22 protein-coding genes are annotated in these 18,548 nt (G+C 41.2%); 19 read left to right on the top strand and 3 right to left on the bottom strand.

What is annotated here, in order from left to right:
* The 13 genes from I2D56_RS01830 (at window position 1) to I2D56_RS01770 (ending at window position 9,951) form a co-directional block, all read left to right on the top strand.
* Complete coding sequence (locus I2D56_RS01830; RefSeq protein ID WP_195213869.1) at window positions 1–564, top strand: GNAT family N-acetyltransferase; 564 nt, start codon at window positions 1–3, stop codon at window positions 562–564.
* A complete protein-coding gene (locus tag I2D56_RS01825) occupies window positions 530–1,027 on the top strand; it encodes a GNAT family N-acetyltransferase (protein WP_023026876.1) in 498 nt (165 codons plus the stop codon). The genes I2D56_RS01830 and I2D56_RS01825 overlap by 35 nt, the downstream gene beginning before the upstream one ends.
* Window positions 1,028–1,121: 94 nt before the next feature.
* Window positions 1,122–1,745 carry an NAD(P)H-dependent oxidoreductase gene (locus I2D56_RS01820; RefSeq protein WP_123159138.1) on the top strand — a complete coding sequence of 208 codons (624 nt, stop codon included), beginning with the start codon at window positions 1,122–1,124 and terminating at the stop codon, window positions 1,743–1,745.
* Window positions 1,746–1,846: 101 nt separating this feature from the next.
* Window positions 1,847–2,200, top strand: a complete 354-nt coding sequence (locus I2D56_RS01815; RefSeq protein WP_195347845.1) for a diacylglyceryl transferase — start codon at window positions 1,847–1,849, stop codon at window positions 2,198–2,200.
* Window positions 2,201–2,421: 221 nt separating this feature from the next.
* Window positions 2,422–2,889 carry an 8-oxo-dGTP diphosphatase gene (locus I2D56_RS01810; protein ID WP_195347844.1) on the top strand — a complete coding sequence of 156 codons (468 nt, stop codon included), beginning with the start codon at window positions 2,422–2,424 and terminating at the stop codon, window positions 2,887–2,889.
* Window positions 2,890–2,991: 102 nt separating this feature from the next.
* Complete coding sequence (locus I2D56_RS01805; RefSeq protein ID WP_006596274.1) at window positions 2,992–3,396, top strand: PaaI family thioesterase; 405 nt, start codon at window positions 2,992–2,994, stop codon at window positions 3,394–3,396.
* Window positions 3,371–4,123, top strand: coding sequence for an HAD family hydrolase (locus I2D56_RS01800; RefSeq protein ID WP_195347843.1), 753 nt, complete (start codon window positions 3,371–3,373; stop codon window positions 4,121–4,123). The genes I2D56_RS01805 and I2D56_RS01800 overlap by 26 nt, the downstream gene beginning before the upstream one ends.
* A gap of 128 nt (window positions 4,124–4,251) precedes the next feature.
* Window positions 4,252–4,587: a zinc ribbon domain-containing protein YjdM gene (locus I2D56_RS01795; RefSeq protein ID WP_006597346.1), complete on the top strand. Its 336-nt coding sequence runs from the start codon at window positions 4,252–4,254 to the stop codon at window positions 4,585–4,587.
* Window positions 4,588–4,630: 43 nt separating this feature from the next.
* Entirely contained in the window at window positions 4,631–5,272 is a 642-nt protein-coding gene (locus I2D56_RS01790; RefSeq protein WP_195347842.1) for a Pr6Pr family membrane protein, read from the top strand.
* 239 nt (window positions 5,273–5,511) lie between these two features.
* Window positions 5,512–6,033, top strand: a complete 522-nt coding sequence (gene pyrR / locus I2D56_RS01785) for a bifunctional pyr operon transcriptional regulator/uracil phosphoribosyltransferase PyrR (RefSeq protein WP_123159143.1) — start codon at window positions 5,512–5,514, stop codon at window positions 6,031–6,033.
* A 93-nt stretch (window positions 6,034–6,126) separates the two neighbouring features.
* The gene (locus I2D56_RS01780; protein ID WP_023023366.1) at window positions 6,127–7,044 is read left to right on the top strand and encodes an aspartate carbamoyltransferase catalytic subunit; all 918 of its coding nucleotides are present in this window, start codon (window positions 6,127–6,129) and stop codon (window positions 7,042–7,044) included.
* A gap of 88 nt (window positions 7,045–7,132) precedes the next feature.
* Window positions 7,133–8,230 carry a carbamoyl phosphate synthase small subunit gene (locus I2D56_RS01775; RefSeq protein WP_048690643.1) on the top strand — a complete coding sequence of 366 codons (1,098 nt, stop codon included), beginning with the start codon at window positions 7,133–7,135 and terminating at the stop codon, window positions 8,228–8,230.
* The gene (locus I2D56_RS01770) at window positions 8,227–9,951 is read left to right on the top strand and encodes an ATP-grasp domain-containing protein (protein WP_229050161.1); all 1,725 of its coding nucleotides are present in this window, start codon (window positions 8,227–8,229) and stop codon (window positions 9,949–9,951) included. The genes I2D56_RS01775 and I2D56_RS01770 overlap by 4 nt, the downstream gene beginning before the upstream one ends.
* A gap of 208 nt (window positions 9,952–10,159) precedes the next feature.
* Here the strand turns inward: I2D56_RS01770 and pepT are convergent, their stop codons facing one another.
* From pepT to I2D56_RS01755, 3 genes are read right to left on the bottom strand one after another with little or no spacing between them, the layout of a single operon-like run.
* Window positions 10,160–11,380 (bottom strand): peptidase T, encoded by a 1,221-nt coding sequence (gene pepT / locus I2D56_RS01765; RefSeq protein ID WP_195347840.1) that lies wholly within the window; start codon window positions 11,378–11,380, stop codon window positions 10,160–10,162.
* A gap of 14 nt (window positions 11,381–11,394) precedes the next feature.
* The gene (locus I2D56_RS01760; RefSeq protein ID WP_195347839.1) at window positions 11,395–12,213 is read right to left on the bottom strand and encodes a Cof-type HAD-IIB family hydrolase; all 819 of its coding nucleotides are present in this window, start codon (window positions 12,211–12,213) and stop codon (window positions 11,395–11,397) included.
* On the bottom strand, window positions 12,210–12,962 hold the full coding sequence (locus I2D56_RS01755; RefSeq protein ID WP_048690652.1) for a LexA family transcriptional regulator: 753 nt from the start codon (window positions 12,960–12,962) through the stop codon (window positions 12,210–12,212). Before I2D56_RS01755 ends, I2D56_RS01760 begins: the two co-directional genes overlap by 4 nt.
* Before the next feature lie 198 nt (window positions 12,963–13,160).
* On the opposite strand from I2D56_RS01755, the gene I2D56_RS01750 reads away from it, so the two are divergent.
* From I2D56_RS01750 to I2D56_RS01725, 6 genes are all read left to right on the top strand, one after another.
* The gene (locus tag I2D56_RS01750; RefSeq protein ID WP_195347838.1) at window positions 13,161–13,598 is read left to right on the top strand and encodes a GNAT family N-acetyltransferase; all 438 of its coding nucleotides are present in this window, start codon (window positions 13,161–13,163) and stop codon (window positions 13,596–13,598) included.
* Between the two features lie 61 nt (window positions 13,599–13,659).
* Complete coding sequence (gene lepA, locus I2D56_RS01745; protein WP_048788851.1) at window positions 13,660–15,483, top strand: translation elongation factor 4; 1,824 nt, start codon at window positions 13,660–13,662, stop codon at window positions 15,481–15,483.
* 139 nt (window positions 15,484–15,622) lie between these two features.
* On the top strand, window positions 15,623–16,282 hold the full coding sequence (locus tag I2D56_RS01740) for a hypothetical protein (RefSeq protein WP_195347837.1): 660 nt from the start codon (window positions 15,623–15,625) through the stop codon (window positions 16,280–16,282).
* A 221-nt stretch (window positions 16,283–16,503) separates the two neighbouring features.
* Entirely contained in the window at window positions 16,504–16,998 is a 495-nt protein-coding gene (locus I2D56_RS01735; protein ID WP_195347836.1) for a YkgJ family cysteine cluster protein, read from the top strand.
* A complete protein-coding gene (locus I2D56_RS01730) occupies window positions 16,998–17,684 on the top strand; it encodes a YjjG family noncanonical pyrimidine nucleotidase (protein WP_195347835.1) in 687 nt (228 codons plus the stop codon). Before I2D56_RS01735 ends, I2D56_RS01730 begins: the two co-directional genes overlap by 1 nt.
* Window positions 17,685–17,734: 50 nt before the next feature.
* Window positions 17,735–18,484: a hypothetical protein gene (locus tag I2D56_RS01725; RefSeq protein WP_195347834.1), complete on the top strand. Its 750-nt coding sequence runs from the start codon at window positions 17,735–17,737 to the stop codon at window positions 18,482–18,484.
* Window positions 18,485–18,548: the final 64 nt, after the last annotated feature.

Genomic DNA, 18,548 nt, shown 5'->3' with positions numbered 1-18,548 from the left:
ATGATCTATTTAAGAAAACTAATAGAAGAAGATTTGGTGTCTTTGTGGGAAATTGCTTATTCACAATCTAATCCAATTTGGAAGCAGTATGACGCTCCCTATTATGACGATTATCAGTATTTTCCTAATTTTCAAGAATTTAAACTAAAAAAATCAGAATCCACTCTAAACAACTCAAATCGACTTGGTATTTTTGTTGATGATAAACTAGTTGGGACTGTTTCCCGCTACTGGGTATGTAAAGAAACAAGATGGATGGAATTGGGAATTTGTATTTATGATAACAAGTTTTGGAACTCTGGAATTGGAAAAACTGCTATGCTACAGTGGATAGATCGGACATTTCAGGATTACTTGGAGTTGGAGCATCTTGGTTTAACAACTTGGTCAGGAAATTTTGGTATGATGAAATTGGCTGAAAAATTAAGAATGAAAAAAGAAGCTTATATTCCAAAAGTTCGTTATTATCAAGGTGTTTATTATGATAGTATTAAATACGGTATTTTGAGAGAAGAATGGGAGGAAACAAATGGTCATCACTATCAAAGTAATGGAAACTCCTGAAGAGATAGAAGGCAAGTCCCTCGTTCATTGGCAAACGTGGAGAGAGGCTTATGACGACCTTTTGCCTGCAGAATTTCAGGAGACAATGACATTAGATAGATGTCGTTTCTTTAGTCAAAACTATCCAGAAAATACCTTGATTGCGATGGATGGAAAGAAGGTAGTTGGTTTTATCAGTTATGGAAACTTTCGTGATGAGGCTGTTCAAGCTGGTGAAATTATTGCCTTATATGTTTTAAAAGACTATTACGGAAAAGGTATTGCTCAGAAATTAATGACGGAAGTTCTGAGTGCTCTTGATCATTTCTCTGAAATTTATTTATGGGTATTAAAAGAGAATAAGCGAGCCATTGCTTTCTATCAAAAAATGGGTTTTACTTTTGATGGCCAAGAAAAAATACTTGAACTTGGAAAACCTGTTAAGGAATTGCGGATGATGTGTTCTTCAAATAAAAATTCCTAAAGGACGTATCTATCAATCTTTGAGCCATTATCAATTAATCAAGTATAAAGAGTGAAAGAGATAGAACGAAAAAAAGAGTTGGAGGAGAATACGAATGAAAATATTAGTCATCCATGGGCACCCTGATAAGGAAAGTTACTGCCAAGCGATTTTTCAGACAATTGTAAGCAATTTGGATACAAGCCGTCATGAGATTATAACTATTAATCTTAATGAAGAGGATTTTGATCCTGTTTTACGTTATGGTTACCGAAAACGGATGGAGGAAGATCCTTTTATCCTTCGTTCCCAAGAATTGATCCAGTGGGCGGATCACCTGATCTTTGTTTATCCCATCTGGTGGAGTAGTATGCCCAGTCTCCTGAAAGGTTGGATTGATCGGGTCTTTACACCGGGGATTGCCTACTCGGCCAATGATCAGGGCAGCTTTATCTGGAATTACCTCAGAGGCAAACAATTTAAGAAGTTGCTCAAAGGGAAAACAGCCAGTATTTATGCGACTTCCATGGCCCCTACTTGGTGGTACAAGATTTTTTCAGGCCCTCTCAACATTCCTGATAGTTACGGCATTTCTGTCTTGAAAAATGCTGTCTTGAACCATTGTGGGATTAAAACCAAGCGTGTCTGTATTTTAGGGGAAGTTGGACGGGATGTTAATACAGCTAGCGTCCGTGAACAGCATCTCCAAAAGGTAGCAGTAGAAGTGAAGAAACTCTGATGAAAAGTCAGTTTCTTCTTATAAGTTAGTGTCTTTAGTTGTGTTTTGAATAGGATTTAGTTAAACTATCAATATAATATAAAAAATAGGGATGATCCAATATGTTGCTATTTATCTATATAATCTATGTCATTTCTTCAATTTCAAAAATGAAAAGAGAAGGTCAAAGGGTTTCTATTTTTACTTATTTTATTGTTTACGGCCTATTGATTCTCTCTTTGTTTATGTTCTATTTCAGATTTTTGGCATTTTTATTTAGCCCTTTGCCATTTTTTGGATTTCTAGCGACTCTGGCTATTGGCGGTATGATGCTATCGCTTAAAATAGTTATTGCTCTTGCTTTGCTTTTATTATCTTTTAGCCTTTACTTAGATAGCAAAAAAAGTGATCCGGATGCGCCTCTCGTTGATCATTGGATACGATTGGGTGTTCATATTCTATTGATCATTATTTAAGACAAGTACACTTTTCGTTTTCAATTACAAGGTGATGGTCATGGTTCGGTAACGATTGATTTGGAATATTGTATAAAAGAGAAAACAATTGTCTTTCAGAGAGGCTCCCTTTTAGATGCCTTCGATGAATACCATGAGCTGGTAAATCCCTTTGTGATGGAGAAAGAAATACAGAAAAAAGTGTATATTGATTAATTGTCAACATATTAGAAAGGAAATTTATGTCACGTACAACGCCTACTATACTGTGCAATCTTTGTATGGTTGAGGATCTTGAAAATGGAAAAGTTGTCCTTCAATACCGCTCACCTGAAAAGAATAACTGGTCAGGATATGCTTTTCCAGGTGGTCATATTGAAGAAGGTGAGAGTCTGGTCGAGTCCGTCATCCGTGAGATTGAAGAGGAAACTGGCTTAACTATCTTTCATCCCCACTTGGCAGCTGTTAAAAACTGGCAGTTAGATGATGGAACCCGCTATATCGTCTTTTGCTACAAAGCGACAGAATTTACAGGCCAGCTAAGGTCGTCTGAAGAAGGAGAAGTTTCTTGGGTTGAGAAGGACCAATTAGATCAGTTGGACTTGTCCTACGATATGCTTCCTCTGCTGGAAGTGATGGAAGACCCGGACTTGTCTGAGTTCTATTATCGCAAACGGACAGACGATGATTGGGAAAAATTTCGCTATTAAGGAGTTGGGTAGACCAGCTCTTTTCTTATTCTTGTAAGAAGTGGAAAAAAGTAGTATGATGGAAGGGTTTAGGAATACCTGATCTAGGGGGATTTATTATATATGAAGGATTTTCACTTTGATGCCATTGCAGCATTTGAAAATTACGAGATCGAAACCATGAGAGATGGCCATGTGGTGGTGACAACCAAGGTGGTCGAATCCTCTCTTAATTATTATGGAAACGCGCACGGAGGCTATCTCTTTACCTTGTGTGACCAGATCAGTGGTTTGGTCGTGATTTCACAGGGAGTAGATGGTGTGACCTTGCAGTCATCTATCAATTATTTGAAAGCAGGGCGTCTAGGAGATGTCCTAACGATTCACGGGGAGTGTGTCCATAGTGGGCGGACGACTCGAGTTGTCGATGTCGATATTACCAATCAGGAAGGTGCCAATGTCTGTAAGGCGACCTTTACCATGTTTGTAACGGGAGAAAGAGATGAATCAGCAAAAGTACGCATTTAAAAACTATATTTTTGATTTTTATGGAACCTTGGTCGATATCGAAACCGATGAGTCGAGTCCAGTCTTGTGGGAGACCATGGCCCAGATTTACCAGTCCTATGGAGCTCATTATACAGGGGAAAGTTTGCAAGTCCGCTATAAGGAGCTGGTGCAGCAAGCTGAGCAAAGTATCGCTCGGGAAAAACAGGTCACTTATCCGGAGATAGACTTGACTGTGATTTTCGTTCAACTCTATCTAGAAAGTCATCCAACTGGAGCTAGTGTCCATCATCTCAAAGAGTGGGGACGCTTGATCGCTCGGACCTTCCGTGTCCTCTCACGCAAACGATTGGAGCTCTATCCGCACACGAAAGAAGTCTTAGAAGATATGAAGGCTGCAGGGTGTCGGATCTATCTCTTATCCAATGCCCAAGCGGACTTTACCAACCCAGAGATTGATTTGGTTGGCTTGAGAGAGATTTTCCATGATATTTATCTGTCGTCTGATGCAGGGATTCGCAAACCTCAGCGCGAATTTCTCATGAAAGTCATCAAAGAACACCAGTTAAATCCAGATAAAACGGTCATGGTAGGGAATGACTTCACTACAGATGTGGCTGTGGCGAAAAGTATCGGCATGCAAAGTATCTTGATCAATACCTTCCCATACTCTGACGAAGAACTTCGAGATAAGAGTCAAGCAGGCGTGCGCGTGATTCAAGGCATTCAAGAATTGCAAGAAGATTAAAGGTTATCATCGATTCTAGGATGCCGAGTTGCCTCCTCTTTTATATAAACTGTTAGAGTTGAGCAGAATTTGTCAAAACGTCCCTTTCATGGTATACTATGGGAGTTAATTTTGCTAAGGAGATTGAAATGAATAACTTACCAAACTGTCCAAAATGTCATTCAGAATATGTCTATGAAGATGGAGCCCTCTTGGTCTGTCCAGAATGTGCTTATGAATGGAACCCAGCTGAAGTCGTTGAAGAAGATGGTGTCGTTGCGATTGATGCCAATGGAAACAAATTGGCTGATGGGGATACCGTCACCTTAATCAAAGACTTGAAAGTCAAGGGTGCACCAAAAGATTTGAAACAAGGAACGCGCGTGAAAAACATTCGCATTGTTGAAGGCGACCACAACATCGATTGTAAGATTGATGGCTTTGGCGCAATGAAACTCAAATCAGAATTTGTGAAGAAGATCTAAAAATAAGAAGAAGGGCCTGGCCCTTTTCTTTCAGGAGAATACTATGAAATTCAAACTATTGTTTAGCTATCGTTTTCTATTGTTTATCTTGAGTGTCATTGGTGTTTATCTGCAACTCACCAAGCATGGTGGCTTTGGGATGATGCTCTATTACACTATTTTATCCAACATGTTGGTCATGTTCTTCATGGGTGACATGGTTTGGCGCATGCTTCGTGGTCGTTCGACCCAAACCCAGGGCTATCTTCGCTTGAAGGGTGGGGTCACCATGTCTATCATGATCACCTGTGTCATCTATCACTTTATGCTAGCACCCATCGCGACACCTGAGAAGTTTTACCGCTTGGAAAACTTCCTCTGTCACTACATTGTTCCCTTGATGTTCTTTTTTGATACTCTGGTGATTGATAAACCAAAACAGTATCGGAAGTTAGATCCGTTGGCTTGGACTGTGCTTCCCGTTCTTTATATGCTTTTTGCTCTTCTCAACGGTTTGGTCCTTAAATGGCCAGTACCTGGCGCGAAAGACAGTCCTTTCCCTTATTTCTTTATCAATGTCAATCGTTTCGGCTGGCTCTATGTTGTTAAGATGGCGTCTATCATTTTTGTCGCTTATTTAGTCGCTGGATTTGGTTTGTTTGCCTTGAAGAAAATTGGAAAAAAGGAACGGACCACCATAGAATAGAAGTTTTGTGATCATAAATCCGAACATTACAAGAAAAAAATAAGTTTTTTCTTGCATCGCTCTATAAACTGTGATATAGTATGGATAATTAAATAGTCCTTTAATCCTGTCCCGTGAGGCAGGCAAGGAGTCTGATCAAAATAAGGGGTAGACTGGATGCGTTCTAGATACTATCTCTTAGCATTTTTCTGAAGCCTCCTTGCAAAGGGAGGCTTTTTTCTATCAATTAGGAGGAAAAGATGAAGATCAAAGAAGTCGTTGATGATTTAACGATGAAACGGGCCATCACCCGTATCACCTATGAAATCATCGAACGGAATAAGGATCTGAGCCAAATTGTTTTGGTAGGGATCAAAACTCGTGGCGTATTCATTGCCAATCGCATCAAAGAACGGTTAGCACAGCTAGAACAAATAGAAGTTCCAGTCTGTGAATTGGATACCAAGCCTTTCCGTGATGATATTAAAGTAACAGAAGATTCAACCTTTTTACCAGTAGATATTACTGGCAAAGATGTCATCCTGATTGATGATGTCCTTTATACAGGTCGGACTATTCGAGCTGCCATCGATAATCTTGTCAGTCGTGGACGTCCATCGCGCGTCAGCCTGGCTGTCCTAGTGGATCGTGGTCATAGAGAATTGCCGATCCGACCAGATTATGTTGGGAAGAACATTCCAACAAGTCGATCAGAGGAAATCATTGTCGAAATGACGGAGCTAGATGGTCAAGATCGTATCTTGATCGAGGTGAGTGAATAAGGTAGTTTTCAAATCGTCGCTATATACAGGAGCGACTGAGGGAGCTTCCTGTATCGTTTTCACATATGCATATCTTTGGAATGGAGTTACAACATGTCTACAAATCAAATCGCACTTAAAAACCTTGTCTCAATGGAAGCTTTATCAAACGAAGAAGTTATGGCCTTGATTAAGCGTGGGATTGAGTTTAAAAATGGAGCAAAAGCTCATTATGACGAGCAACATATCGTGGCTAACCTCTTCTTTGAGTCGTCAACACGTACGCACAAAGCATTTGAAGTGGCTGAGTTGAAATTAGGTTGTGATCTCCTTGACTTTGATGTGAAAACGAGCTCTGTAAACAAGGGTGAAACTCTTTACGATACAATTTTGACCATGTCAGCTCTAGGAGTCGATATCTGCGTCATCCGTCACCCAGAAGTAGACTATTACAAGGAATTGATTGAAAGCCCAACCATTACAGCCTCTATTGTCAACGGGGGCGATGGATCTGGTCAACACCCAAGCCAAAGTTTACTAGACTTGATGACCATCTACCAAGAGTTTGGTCACTTTGACGGTTTGAAGGTTTGTATCGCTGGTGACTTGGATCACTCACGGGTTGCAAAATCCAATATGCAAATCTTAAAACGCTTGGGGGCAACCCTTTACTTCGCTGGTCCAGACGAATGGAGAAGTGAAGAATTTGAAGAGTATGGAACCTTTGTCACCATCGATGAAGTGATTGAAGAGGTTGATGTGATGATGTTCCTCCGTGTTCAACACGAGCGTCATGACTATGAGTCTCTCTTCTCAAAAGAAAACTACCATCGTTTGCATGGGTTGACACAAGAACGCTATGATCGTATGAAAGACACAGCCATCTTGATGCACCCAGCTCCAGTAAACCGTGATGTGGAGATTGCCGACCACTTGGTAGAAGCTCCTAAATCACGCATTGTGGAGCAAATGACCAACGGTGTCTTCGTCCGCATGGCTATCATCGAAGCAGTATTGGCTGGACGTAAATAATAGAGTAAAAAAAGAAAGGAGAAGTGAGAGGGTCTACAATCTGGTGGTCTTTTCTCACTTTTCTTTTTGGAGTTTGTAAGGAGAATTTATGGTAAAACGTCTCTTAGTATTAGAAGATGGGACGGTTTTTGAAGGAACTGGTTTTGGAGCGGATACCTATGTTAGTGGGGAATTGGTCTTGAATTCTGCCATGACGGGTTATCAGGAGTTGATCACCGACCAGTCCTATAAGGGGCAAATTTTAGCCTTTACATTTCCAGTTATCGGTACAACAGGGATTAACCGAGATGATTATGAATCGATTTTTCCAGGTTGTCTAGCAGTGGTAGTGCACCAATTAGCAAGCCATCCAAGTAATTGGCGCAAACAGCTGTCCTTAGATGCTTACCTGAAAAAACACAACATTCCAGGGATTCAAGGAGTGGATACTCGAAAGCTGGCTAAAATTGTTACAGAACATGGAAGCATGAAGGCTACAGTGGTTAATGAAGGGGATGCGATTGAGCATATCCTAGATCAACTTCGGGCAACCGTCTTGCCTTTTGACCAAGTCCGTCAAGTGTCGACTAAAACCCCTTATGCTGCACCAGGGTTTGGTAAGAGTATTGTCTTAATCGACCTGGGCTTACGCCACTCCGTTTTACGTCAATTAATCGCGAGAGGATGTAATGTAACAGTTGTTCCCTATTCCGTTAAATTGAAAGAATTGAAGGATTTGCAGCCAGATGGCATCATTCTATCCAGTGGTCCAGGGAATCCTCATCATATCGATGGTATTTGCCAGGTCATTGCTAAAATCGATCCTCATATTCCGATCATGGGAATCGGCTTAGGGGCAGAATTGCTGGCCCTTGCCCATGGAGGAAGCCTCACCAAACTAAAAAGCCCTCATCGAGGACTTAACATTCCTGTAAAAGAGGTGGCTACTGGAAAAGTCGAAATCACTAGCCAGAATCACCAGTACAACATCGAACGCGATACTCTTCCACGAGATTTTCTGATCACCCATGAGGAGCTTCATGATCACTCTATCGAGGCCTTTCGTCACCGCTATCTTCCCTTGATCGGTGTTCTCTACCATATTGAGTCCAGCCCAGGACCAAGGGAAAGTCTCTATTTCTATGACGAATTTATGGATCTGATTGAAAGTAAATTAGACGAAAGAAGGGAGGAGTTATGGTCATGAATCAAGTAACGCTTTTGTGTGCAGAATCCTTCAATGATGTCAGTTTGCTTGGAGCACTCACGTCTTGTCCCTTATTAAAAGAACGTGGCTACCAGACAGAAATCCTCTATTGTGGAGACGAGAACGACGTCACCAAAGAAGCAGGAGACGCTGTTTCGGTTATTCGTTTAAAGTTGGACAGTCTCAAAGAAGCCCTTCTAGCGACGAAAACAAAAAATTTACTGCTGTCATTTGCGGATAAGCAAGTCCTTGGTCTTTTATTCCGATTGGAAGAAATTGGGTTTCTCAAGGAACACAAAATCCGTATTCTAGGAACTTCGCTTAGGCAGTACCGTACCTTTTACCACCAGGCAGACCAAAAGTCATTTCTACAGGACTTAGGTTATCAAGTTCCTTCCTCATCCTTGGTTTCGACAGTGCGAGAGGCTATTGAGTTCTCAGAGCAGATCCAATTCCCTATTGTTGTTTGGCCACTTGCCAGCAAGCATGGGCAAGGTCGTCGGATTGCTAATAACTTGGATGATTTATGTGATGCTGTCGAAAAAGGACTAGAAGTATCGCCACAGGCTCAGTGTTTGTTGGAGCTCTCAACGGTTGGTTTCAAGGAGTTGGAATACATCGTCGTCCGAGATCGTCAGGATAATTATTATCTTGCGGGAAACATTGAGAGTATCGACCCGGTGGGGATCCATTCCAGTGATTCTTATCAAGTCATCCCAAGTCTGACGTTGACAGATACCGAGCATCAGACCTTGAGAGAGGCAGCTTTGTCTATTGTCCGGCACTTGAGACTGGTTGGAGCGACATCCATCAAGTTTGCGCTAGATCCAAAGAGTTACCAATTCTATATTCTTGAGGTCAATCCTTTTGCTTCGGATTCCTTCTCGACCATGTCCATGGCCTTAGGTTATTCGATTTATCATCAAGCTTTGTGCCTCAAGTTGGGGGATCATCTCTTAGACCTGCCCCATCCAACAATGAAGGGATTAACAGCCTTGTTTGAACCGAGTCTTGACCGAATTTTGTTTAAACTCCCTGTCTTTCCAATAGAGAAAATTTCAAGGGTCCTCAATACTCAGATTAACTCAATCGGTTCTCTCTATGGGTTTGGGACTAGTCTAGAAGAAGCCTATCAGCAAGCTGTTGACAATTTTGGTTCGGACCAATGGCCTAAGAATATTCTAAAGGATGTTTCGGACGATGAATTGATTCAACGGATTGCTAAACGGATGCCCTACAGATTTTCATCTATTTTAGAAGCTCTACATAGAGGTTTTGAAATGGAGGAAGTTTGTGACTTGAGTCGGATGGATCCTTTCTATCTCCAGTTCTTGTATAATATCTACTTGTACGAGAGACAAGAAAAGCCCCAAATAAATCATTCTTTAAAGTTTCACCCTTTGGATTTGACAGCTGGATTTGGTCATGTTGGAGAAGGAGTGACCTTCTTTAGTTCTATTTGTGGAGAGGACGAGGCATCAGATTGGAGTGACTGGACCTTGTTGGTTGATCGAGGATCTCCAGACGAACCTAGAAGGATTCTACAAATCATTGAACGTCTGAGAACAGAGAAGGAAGCTGGGAGAAAAGTAGTCCTTCTTAGTAATCTACCTTTCGTTGGCCAAGTGGCTAATACCTGCTTACGAATTCCTCTTTCTGTTTATGAAAGTTACCAGAGTCAAATCGATGGACAGTTTGCTAGGGTAGAATACATGGATTAAAAGAAATTAAAAGAGAGTGGGACAGAAATCGGTAATTCGTTAGAATTCGATTTCGTCGTCCCACCTCCGCACAGTTGAGTAGGTCTGTAAAAGCTGATGAAATCAGCGTAGTAGAGCCCACTCAACCACTGCGTCTTGCTCGACAATCCAAAAACAATTAAGAGGCTAGGACTTTTGTCCCAGCCTCATTTTTGTTAAGTATATGGAATTAAGAATGGCTAACAATACCGATAATGGTGTCGACGGCACGCTCCATGGTTTGAAGACTGACATATTCAAAGCGACCGTGCATATTTTCGCCACCAGCGAAGATGTTTGGAGTTGGAATTCCCATGAAGGAAATTTTAGACCCATCTGTCCCACCACGGATTGGTTCAATGATTGGTGTAATACCCAAATCTTCCATAATTTCTTTAGCCAAGTTGACTGGTGTCATGTCTTTCTCAATGACTTGTTTCATGTTGTAGTACTGGTCTTTAAGAGTCAAGAGAACACGTTCGGCACCAAGTTCTTGGTTCAACTTGTTTGCGATGTCTTCCATCATGGCTTTACGAGCTTCGAAATTCTCTGTCTCAAAGTCACGGATGATGTAGCTAGCATGTGCTTCTTCAACAGTACCATCTACATTCATCAAGTGGTAGAAACCTTGGTAGCCATCCGTTTTTTCAGGACGGTCTTCTTCAGGGAGTTGATTGTGGAAGTCAATTGCTAACTGAAGTGCATTCACCATTTGGTTCTTAGCAGTACCAGGGTGCACATTGCGGCCTTTGAAGGTAATTTCAGCTCCTGCAGCGGAGAAGGTTTCGTATTGCAATTCACCAAGAGGACCACCGTCAACTGTATAGGCAAAGTCAACATTGAAATCTTCTGCATCAAACTTATCTGCTCCGGCTCCGATTTCTTCATCTGGTCCAAAGCCAACTCGGATTTCGCAGTGTTTGATTTCTGGATGAGCATTCAAGTATTCGATGGCTGTCATAATCTCAGCAATCCCTGATTTATCATCTGCACCAAGAAGGGTAGTACCGTCAGTAGTGATCAAGGTTTGACCTTTGTAGTTATGGAGGTTAGCAAAGTCGGCTGGATCAAGTGAATAACCAGAATCACCAAGAGCAATAGTGCCACCATCATAGTTTTCGATGACTTGTGGGCGGATATTCTCAGCATTGAAATCGGCTGTATCCATATGAGAGATAAAGCCAATCTTTCGGGTAAGACTTGGATCGTTTGCTGGAAGAGTTCCAATGGCAAAACCGTTTGGAAGATAATAAACTTTTTGCAGTCCAACTCGTTCCATTTCAGGAAGAAGTACATTCTTTGCAAACTCTACTTGAGAAGCTGTACTAGGAGTTGTTGTTGAAGTCTCATCAGAGCGAGTGTTGACTTTGACATAGGTTAAAAAACGTTCTAATAATGTTGGGTATTTCATTTGTTTTTCCTTTTCTAGTTCTGTGCTTGTAAAACATATCGCTTGATAGCAGTAGCGACACCGTCTTCTTCGTTAGAAGTAGTAGTGACATCAGCCAAAGCTTTAATAGCAGCTGGAGCATTGCCCATAGCAACTCCAAGACCCGCGTACTCAATCATTTCAATATCGTTGTTCTCATCGCCGATAGCCATGACCTCTTGCCTTGGTATTCCCAAGTATTCAGCCAGTGCCTTTAAGCCGGTCGCTTTATTTACCTCCTTAGGAAGGATCTCAAATAGGATCGGTTGGGAGCGAATAGTGTGGAAGCGCTGGGCTAATACTTCTTCATAGGTTTCTTGAAAGACATCAATCTGCTCTATCTGATCAATAAACATCCCTTGGAAAATCGGTTGTGCCTCAAGAATTTCTTCTAGGCCAAGTGACACAGGGACTGCAGAAACAATGCTAGCATCCATTTTAGCTATTTCAGAAGGTTTCCGATTCAAAATGATATAGCGATTTAAATCGAATAAACTCAATTGAGGGTAAATCTCCTGAGTCAGTTGATCAAGATAAACCAAATCTTCTTCAGATAAGGCATTATAACTGATGACAGACCAATCTGATGATTTGACAGTTGTACAACCGTTGTTAATCACAGAGTAGGAGTGATTACTTTTGAAGCCAATTTCTTCAAAAATTGGACGTACACCAGAGAGAGGGCGACCTGTACAGATAACGACGTGTACACCAGCAGCTTCAGCATCCAAAAGAGCCTGCTTATTAGCAGGACTAATGGTTTTGTCTGGTGATAAAAGGGTCCCATCTAAATCAATAGCAACTAATCGAATCATAGCTCATCCTCCTTAGCTGGTAGAAAGCTAGCAATGACTTTTCCGATGACTCTCGGTTCCTCCTCTAAAGGAATAATCTTATCACTATACTTTTTATTGAGGGAAACGAGACGAATCCCTTGGGCTTCACGAAAGACACGCTTGATCAAGGTCTGCCCATCGTACTCAATAGCATAGATGGCACCAGCAGTATCGTAGAAAGTTTGCTTGATTAGGGCAACAGATCCCTTTGGATATTTAGGTTCCAGCGAGTCTGTATGAATCCAAAGTGCTAGATCATAAGCTAGTTTTTGATCAAACCAAACCAAATCTCCCTTTGAAGCACTTTGACTTGCAGCATAACTGTCGAAGACTGTATATGGTGTGTATTTCTTTTCGATACGTTTCCGTTCAGCCTGTAAAACCAATAAGCGATTAGCTTCCTCTAAGAGTGTATTTTGAAAATCTTCATCCAGTTGCTTATAGATAAACTCAATCTTAGAATCCTCCAAGGTATCTGGTTGACCATAACGAGGATCTAAATCAGAAATGGGGATTTCAAAGAAGCTAGCAATCTTTTCTAAGTTCTCACTAACTGGGAGAGAAGTCCCTTTTACATAGCCAGTCAAAGTACTAGCTGGGATACCAGTAGTACGAGATAAATCGACCTGTCTCTTATTCTGAACCTTTAATAGTTCTCTTATTTTTTCGGAAATAATGCGCAAAGCCTCTTTATCTTGTGGGCTTGCTTTTCCACGTCCTCTTGCCAAGAGCTTCACCTCCTTTTTACATTACAACTCATTATAGCGAATTAAATCGAAAAAGTAAATAGAAATCCTTTATTCTTCATTAATTATTTTTATTCGAATTAAATAGAAATACAAAATATTCTATTAATATATTGTAAAACTTGATATTTTTAGGTATAAGGTCTAAAATAAAGAAAAAGACTTCATGGAGGTAGAAGTATGATTCGGACCGTTCAAATTAAAGATGCAGGTCAAATTCGTGATTTGTGCCACCAGGTATTGGGGTATGATTCGACCCTTGAGAAAGTAACAGCTCAGATCGATAAATTCAATCAGCCAGATTCGGATCACTTTTGCTTTGTTTATGAAGAGGACCAAACTGGAAATATTTTAGGCTATGTCGAAGCAGAAGCCTATGAGAGTATATATAGCGATCCAGGTTTAAATGTTTTAGGACTTGCTGTTTTCCCTTCTGCTCAAGGACGTGGGATTGGTCGGCAATTGATGGAGCGAGTTGAAACTCTTGCTCGAACTCATAACTATTCCTTTATTCGTTTGAGTTCTGCCTCTCATCGTAAGGAAGCCCATGTTTTTTATGAACATATAGGCTACGAAGGAAATAAAACACAGAAGCGATTTTTGAAAATAATGGATTAAGATAGGCAAAGGCCTATCTTTTTTGTTATAATATACTGAATAGTTTTATAAGGATGAAAAAATGAATTTAGAAGAATTAAAGAAACGACAAGAGAAGATTCGGAACTTCTCGATTATCGCCCATATTGACCACGGAAAGTCAACCTTGGCGGACCGAATCTTAGAAAAAACTGAGACCGTTTCTAGTCGGGAAATGCAAGCCCAGCTCTTGGACAGCATGGATTTGGAACGGGAACGTGGGATTACCATTAAGCTTAATGCCATCGAGTTGAATTACACGGCAAAAGACGGAGAAACCTACATCTTCCACTTGATTGACACTCCGGGACACGTGGACTTTACTTATGAGGTTTCGCGTTCACTTGCTGCCTGTGAAGGGGCCATTCTCGTAGTGGATGCGGCTCAAGGGATTGAAGCCCAGACCCTAGCCAATGTTTACCTGGCTTTGGATAACGATTTGGAAATCCTGCCTGTTATCAATAAAATCGATTTGCCAGCTGCCGATCCAGAACGGGTGCGCACAGAAGTAGAAGATGTCATTGGTCTGGATGCTAGTGAGGCAGTTCTAGCTTCTGCCAAGGCTGGTATCGGGATTGAAGAGATTTTGGAACAAATCGTCGAGAAAGTTCCAGCTCCTACTGGGGATGTTGCTGCTCCATTGCAAGCCTTGATCTTTGACTCAGTATACGACCCCTATCGTGGAGTTATCCTTCAAGTTCGGGTGGTCAATGGTATGGTGAAGCCTGGCGACACCATCCAGTTGATGAGCAATGGCAAGACCTTTGATGTGACTGAAGTAGGGATTTTTACTCCTAAAGCGGTTGGTCGTGATTTCCTTGCGACAGGAGATGTTGGTTATATTGCAGCCTCTATCAAGACTGTTGCGGACACTCGTGTCGGGGATACTGTAACTTTGGCGTCCAATCCTGCTAGTGAGCCTCTTCATGGATACAAACAAATGAATCCAATGGTCTTTGCAGGTCTTTATCCAATCGAATCCAACAAATATAACGATCTTCGGGAAGCTTTGGAGAAGTTGCAATTGAATGACGCTAGTCTTCAATTTGAGCCAGAAACATCTCAAGCCCTTGGTTTTGGTTTCCGTTGTGGTTTCTTGGGACTCCTTCATATGGATGTTATCCAGGAACGCTTGGAGCGCGAGTTCAATATTGACTTGATTATGACAGCGCCGTCTGTAATCTATAAGGTCAATTTGACAGATGGAGAAGTGCTAGATGTGTCCAACCCGTCTGAGTTCCCAGATCCAACCAAGATTGCTTCAATCGAAGAACCTTATGTCAAAGCGCAAATCATGGTGCCACAAGAGTTTGTCGGAGCTGTCATGGAATTGGCCCAACGCAAACGTGGGGATTTTGTGACTATGGACTACATCGATGAAAATCGGGTTAATGTGATCTATCAAATCCCACTGGCTGAAATTGTCTTTGATTTCTTTGATAAATTGAAATCCTCTACGCGTGGCTATGCAAGCTTTGACTATGAGTTGTCTGAATACCGTCCTTCTAAATTGGTTAAAATGGATATCCTTCTTAATGGCGATACCGTCGATGCTCTCAGCTTTATCGTTCACAAGGACTTTGCCTATGAACGTGGTAAATTGATCGTTGAGAAGCTCAAGAAGATTATCCCTCGGCAACAGTTTGAAGTGCCTATCCAAGCAGCCATCGGTCATAAGATCGTTGCACGTACAGATATCAAGGCTCTTCGTAAGAACGTCTTGGCCAAGTGTTATGGTGGGGACGTCTCACGGAAACGGAAGCTTCTTGAAAAACAAAAAGCCGGTAAGAAACGGATGAAAGCTATCGGATCTGTAGAAGTACCACAGGAAGCCTTCTTGTCAGTTCTTTCAATGGATGAGGAGTGAGCTTCTCTCTGAAATATTCCAACAAATCAAACGTCCCGCTAGGGGCGTTTTTGTATCGGACTAGACAAATAGCGCTTTCAAATCTTCATTGAACGTGATAAACTAGAGGTATCAAAACCCATCACAAAGGAGAGGAAAGATGAAAAATAAGTTCCTACTAGCGACTGTCTCGGTCTTATCAGCTATTGCCCTTGTAGCTTGTAGCACACCTAAAAAAGAGTCTAGAAAACCATTGTCATCTGAATCTAGTTCCACTGAGGTGGTAAAAAAGAGCAAAAAATCCTCTAGTAAAAAGACTTCTAGCAAGGTAGAGTCAAAATCATCGGATGATACCAAGAGTTCTGTCGAAACCAAGCGGGTTGGTTCTGCAGATTATGGTTATATCGATATCCCAAGCAAGTGGATTAAATTTACAGATATAGATGGTGGAGATAGCATTCAATTTACGGATGGAAGTGCCTACAACATCGTTACCATGAACGGGTATACTAAAGAGAAAGCAAATGTCGGTGAAGGGGAAGTCTTCAACGCAGAGTTGATTGCGAACCGAATTGCTTACTATTGGAATGACAACAAAGAAGTAGAGAAAATGTGGGGAGCGAAGACCACTGTCTCAGGGAATGAAGCCTTGCAGCTCAATATTATCCTTAAATCTGGACAGTACCTCATTACTTGGGTCTTCCAAAAGGATGATAAGGTATACTTGATGTCTTTTGAAGGGGATCCAGAAACCTTGGCTCAATTTATTCCTTACATTGAGGAAACTTGGAGTTTGGATGAGAAAGGTCCAAAAGCCTAAGTTTTTATGAAGAAGAATAAGCCAATATGTCCAAACTCAAAAGCGTCTGATAAAAGTCATGAGGCGATTGAAAAGTAGCTAATATGGGGAATTGCAATTTCCTAATCGATTAACTTGAGGGGTAGGATAGAATAAATGGTGAACTCCATTTGTTCTATCCTGCCCTTTTTTATCGAGTATGGTATAATGCTTTTATCCATTTAGCAATTAGAAAGTAGTTTATGTCTCAAGAAATTGACTTAGAAAAATACCATCAGTTAGCGCTTCAAAAGCAAAAGGAGCATCGCAAGGTATTGGCGAATCTGAAAAAGAAGCCACCTAAGAATTTAGATAAAATAGCGCATGAAATTCACGATGAAGTCTTTCAAGAAATTGATTGTACCGCCTGCGCCAACTGCTGTAAGATCCTAGGACCCGATTTTAAGGAAGCAGATATCACGCGCATTGCCAAGTATTTCAAGATGAAGTTGCCTGCCTTTGAAGCAGAGTTTTTAGAAGTCGATGAAGATGGAGACAAGGTTTTTAAATCCATGCCTTGCCCTTTCTTAGGTGGCGACAATCTCTGTTCTATCTATGATGTGCGTCCCAAGGCTTGCCGAGAATTCCCTCATACGGACCGCAAGAAAATCTACCAGATCAACCATCTGACTATCAAGAATACCCTCACTTGCCCAGCAGCCTATTTATTTGTAGAAAAATTAAAGGATCGTTTGTAATGACATATTCATTTTTACTATTCGACCTAGACCACACCTTGTTGGATTTTGATACAGCGGAGGAAGTGGCTTTAACGCAATTTCTTAAGGACCAGGGAGTTCAAGATATTCAAGCCTTTAAGGATTACTACAAACCTATGAACCAAGGGCTCTGGAAGGATTTGGAACAAAAGAAAATTAGCAAAAAAGACTTGATTAACAGCCGGTTCGCGATTGCCTTTGCTCATTTTGGAAGACAGGTAGATGGTGAAGAGATGGCTTTGCGCTACCAAGATTATATTAGCCAACAGGGACAGAGCTTTCCTGGAGCAGTAGACTTGCTGGCGGAATTGGAAGAAAGGGGCTATCAACTCTATGGGGCTACCAACGGTGTTACTGCTATTCAGCAAGGACGCTTGAAGCAGTCAGCCATTACCCCTTATTTCAAGGAGATCTTTATTTCTGAACAATTAGGAACTCAAAAACCGGAAGTAGCCTTTTATGAAAAGATCGGTAACTTGATCCCTGGTTTTACCAAGGAGCAAGCTCTTATGATAGGGGATTCTTTGACGGCGGATATCGCTGGGGGCAATGCTGCGGGGATTGATACCGTCTGGTATAATCCGGATCACAAAGAAAATACCAGTCCAGCAGTACCGACATATGTCGTTGCTGACTATCAAGCGTTACTGGATATCCTTAAGTAAAAACTTATTTCAAACTAGCTGTTAAGCTAGTTTTTTGGTATCATGGTGGAATGAATAAATTTAAATCAATAAGGGTTACCATCAAAAGATGGCTTCGCTATCTGCTTCTTGCATTCGCCACAGTGGTCGCTCTCTTAATTTGTTTTCTATTTTATTTTACTAATCAAGAAGAAAAAGAAATCCAAGAGCAAATTTCTGGCTTTTATCAGGAAGCGGGATTTAAAGGAGACCTAAGTTTTAAAGCAGCTGAACTCCATGGGATGTCGACTAAATATGCCTATAGCTATCAAGAAAGGGTTGAGGGAAAAACGGTTCAGTTTGACTTTCCCTATGCTACTCATCTATCCAAAGAAGAAAGTGGGAAAAACTATGACACGGCAGAAGAACTAGCTTACCATTCCAAAAGCTGGCTTGTTGCACCATTTTTCGAAAGAGCCTTCGCTGAATCTCAAGGTTTTCAAAAACTGACTCAGGAAATAAAAGAAGAGTTTCGTAAACAGGGCTTAGAGGTAAGCGAGGTTCGTCTTCAGTTCCCAATCGATAATCCCTATTTCGAAAATCAATTGGCAACAGACTTACTAGCTGCTGAAAAAGCTGGAGAAACAGAACTTCGAGGGATTCTGACCTTGGATTATGCTAACTACCGCCAAATAAAGGGCTTTTCCTTTACCATCACAGTGACATCTCTCCCTAAAGAATTTGAAGGGAAGCGCTTGGATGTAAGCGGACTTCCTTCTGGAAACTATGTGATTGAATCTAATTCCCCAAAGGCTGAATCTTATAGCTTTGAGATCGAATAAAAAAATTTTTAATAGTGTCAAGTTTTTTTCTTGACAGGTCTTTAAAATGTGTTATAATAGATCA

This window comes from Streptococcus australis (assembly GCF_015553625.1).
Taxonomy (GTDB): domain Bacteria; phylum Bacillota; class Bacilli; order Lactobacillales; family Streptococcaceae; genus Streptococcus; species Streptococcus australis_B.
Note: the sequence above shows the minus strand (reverse complement) of the source record. Positions and strands in the feature narration are given on the sequence as shown.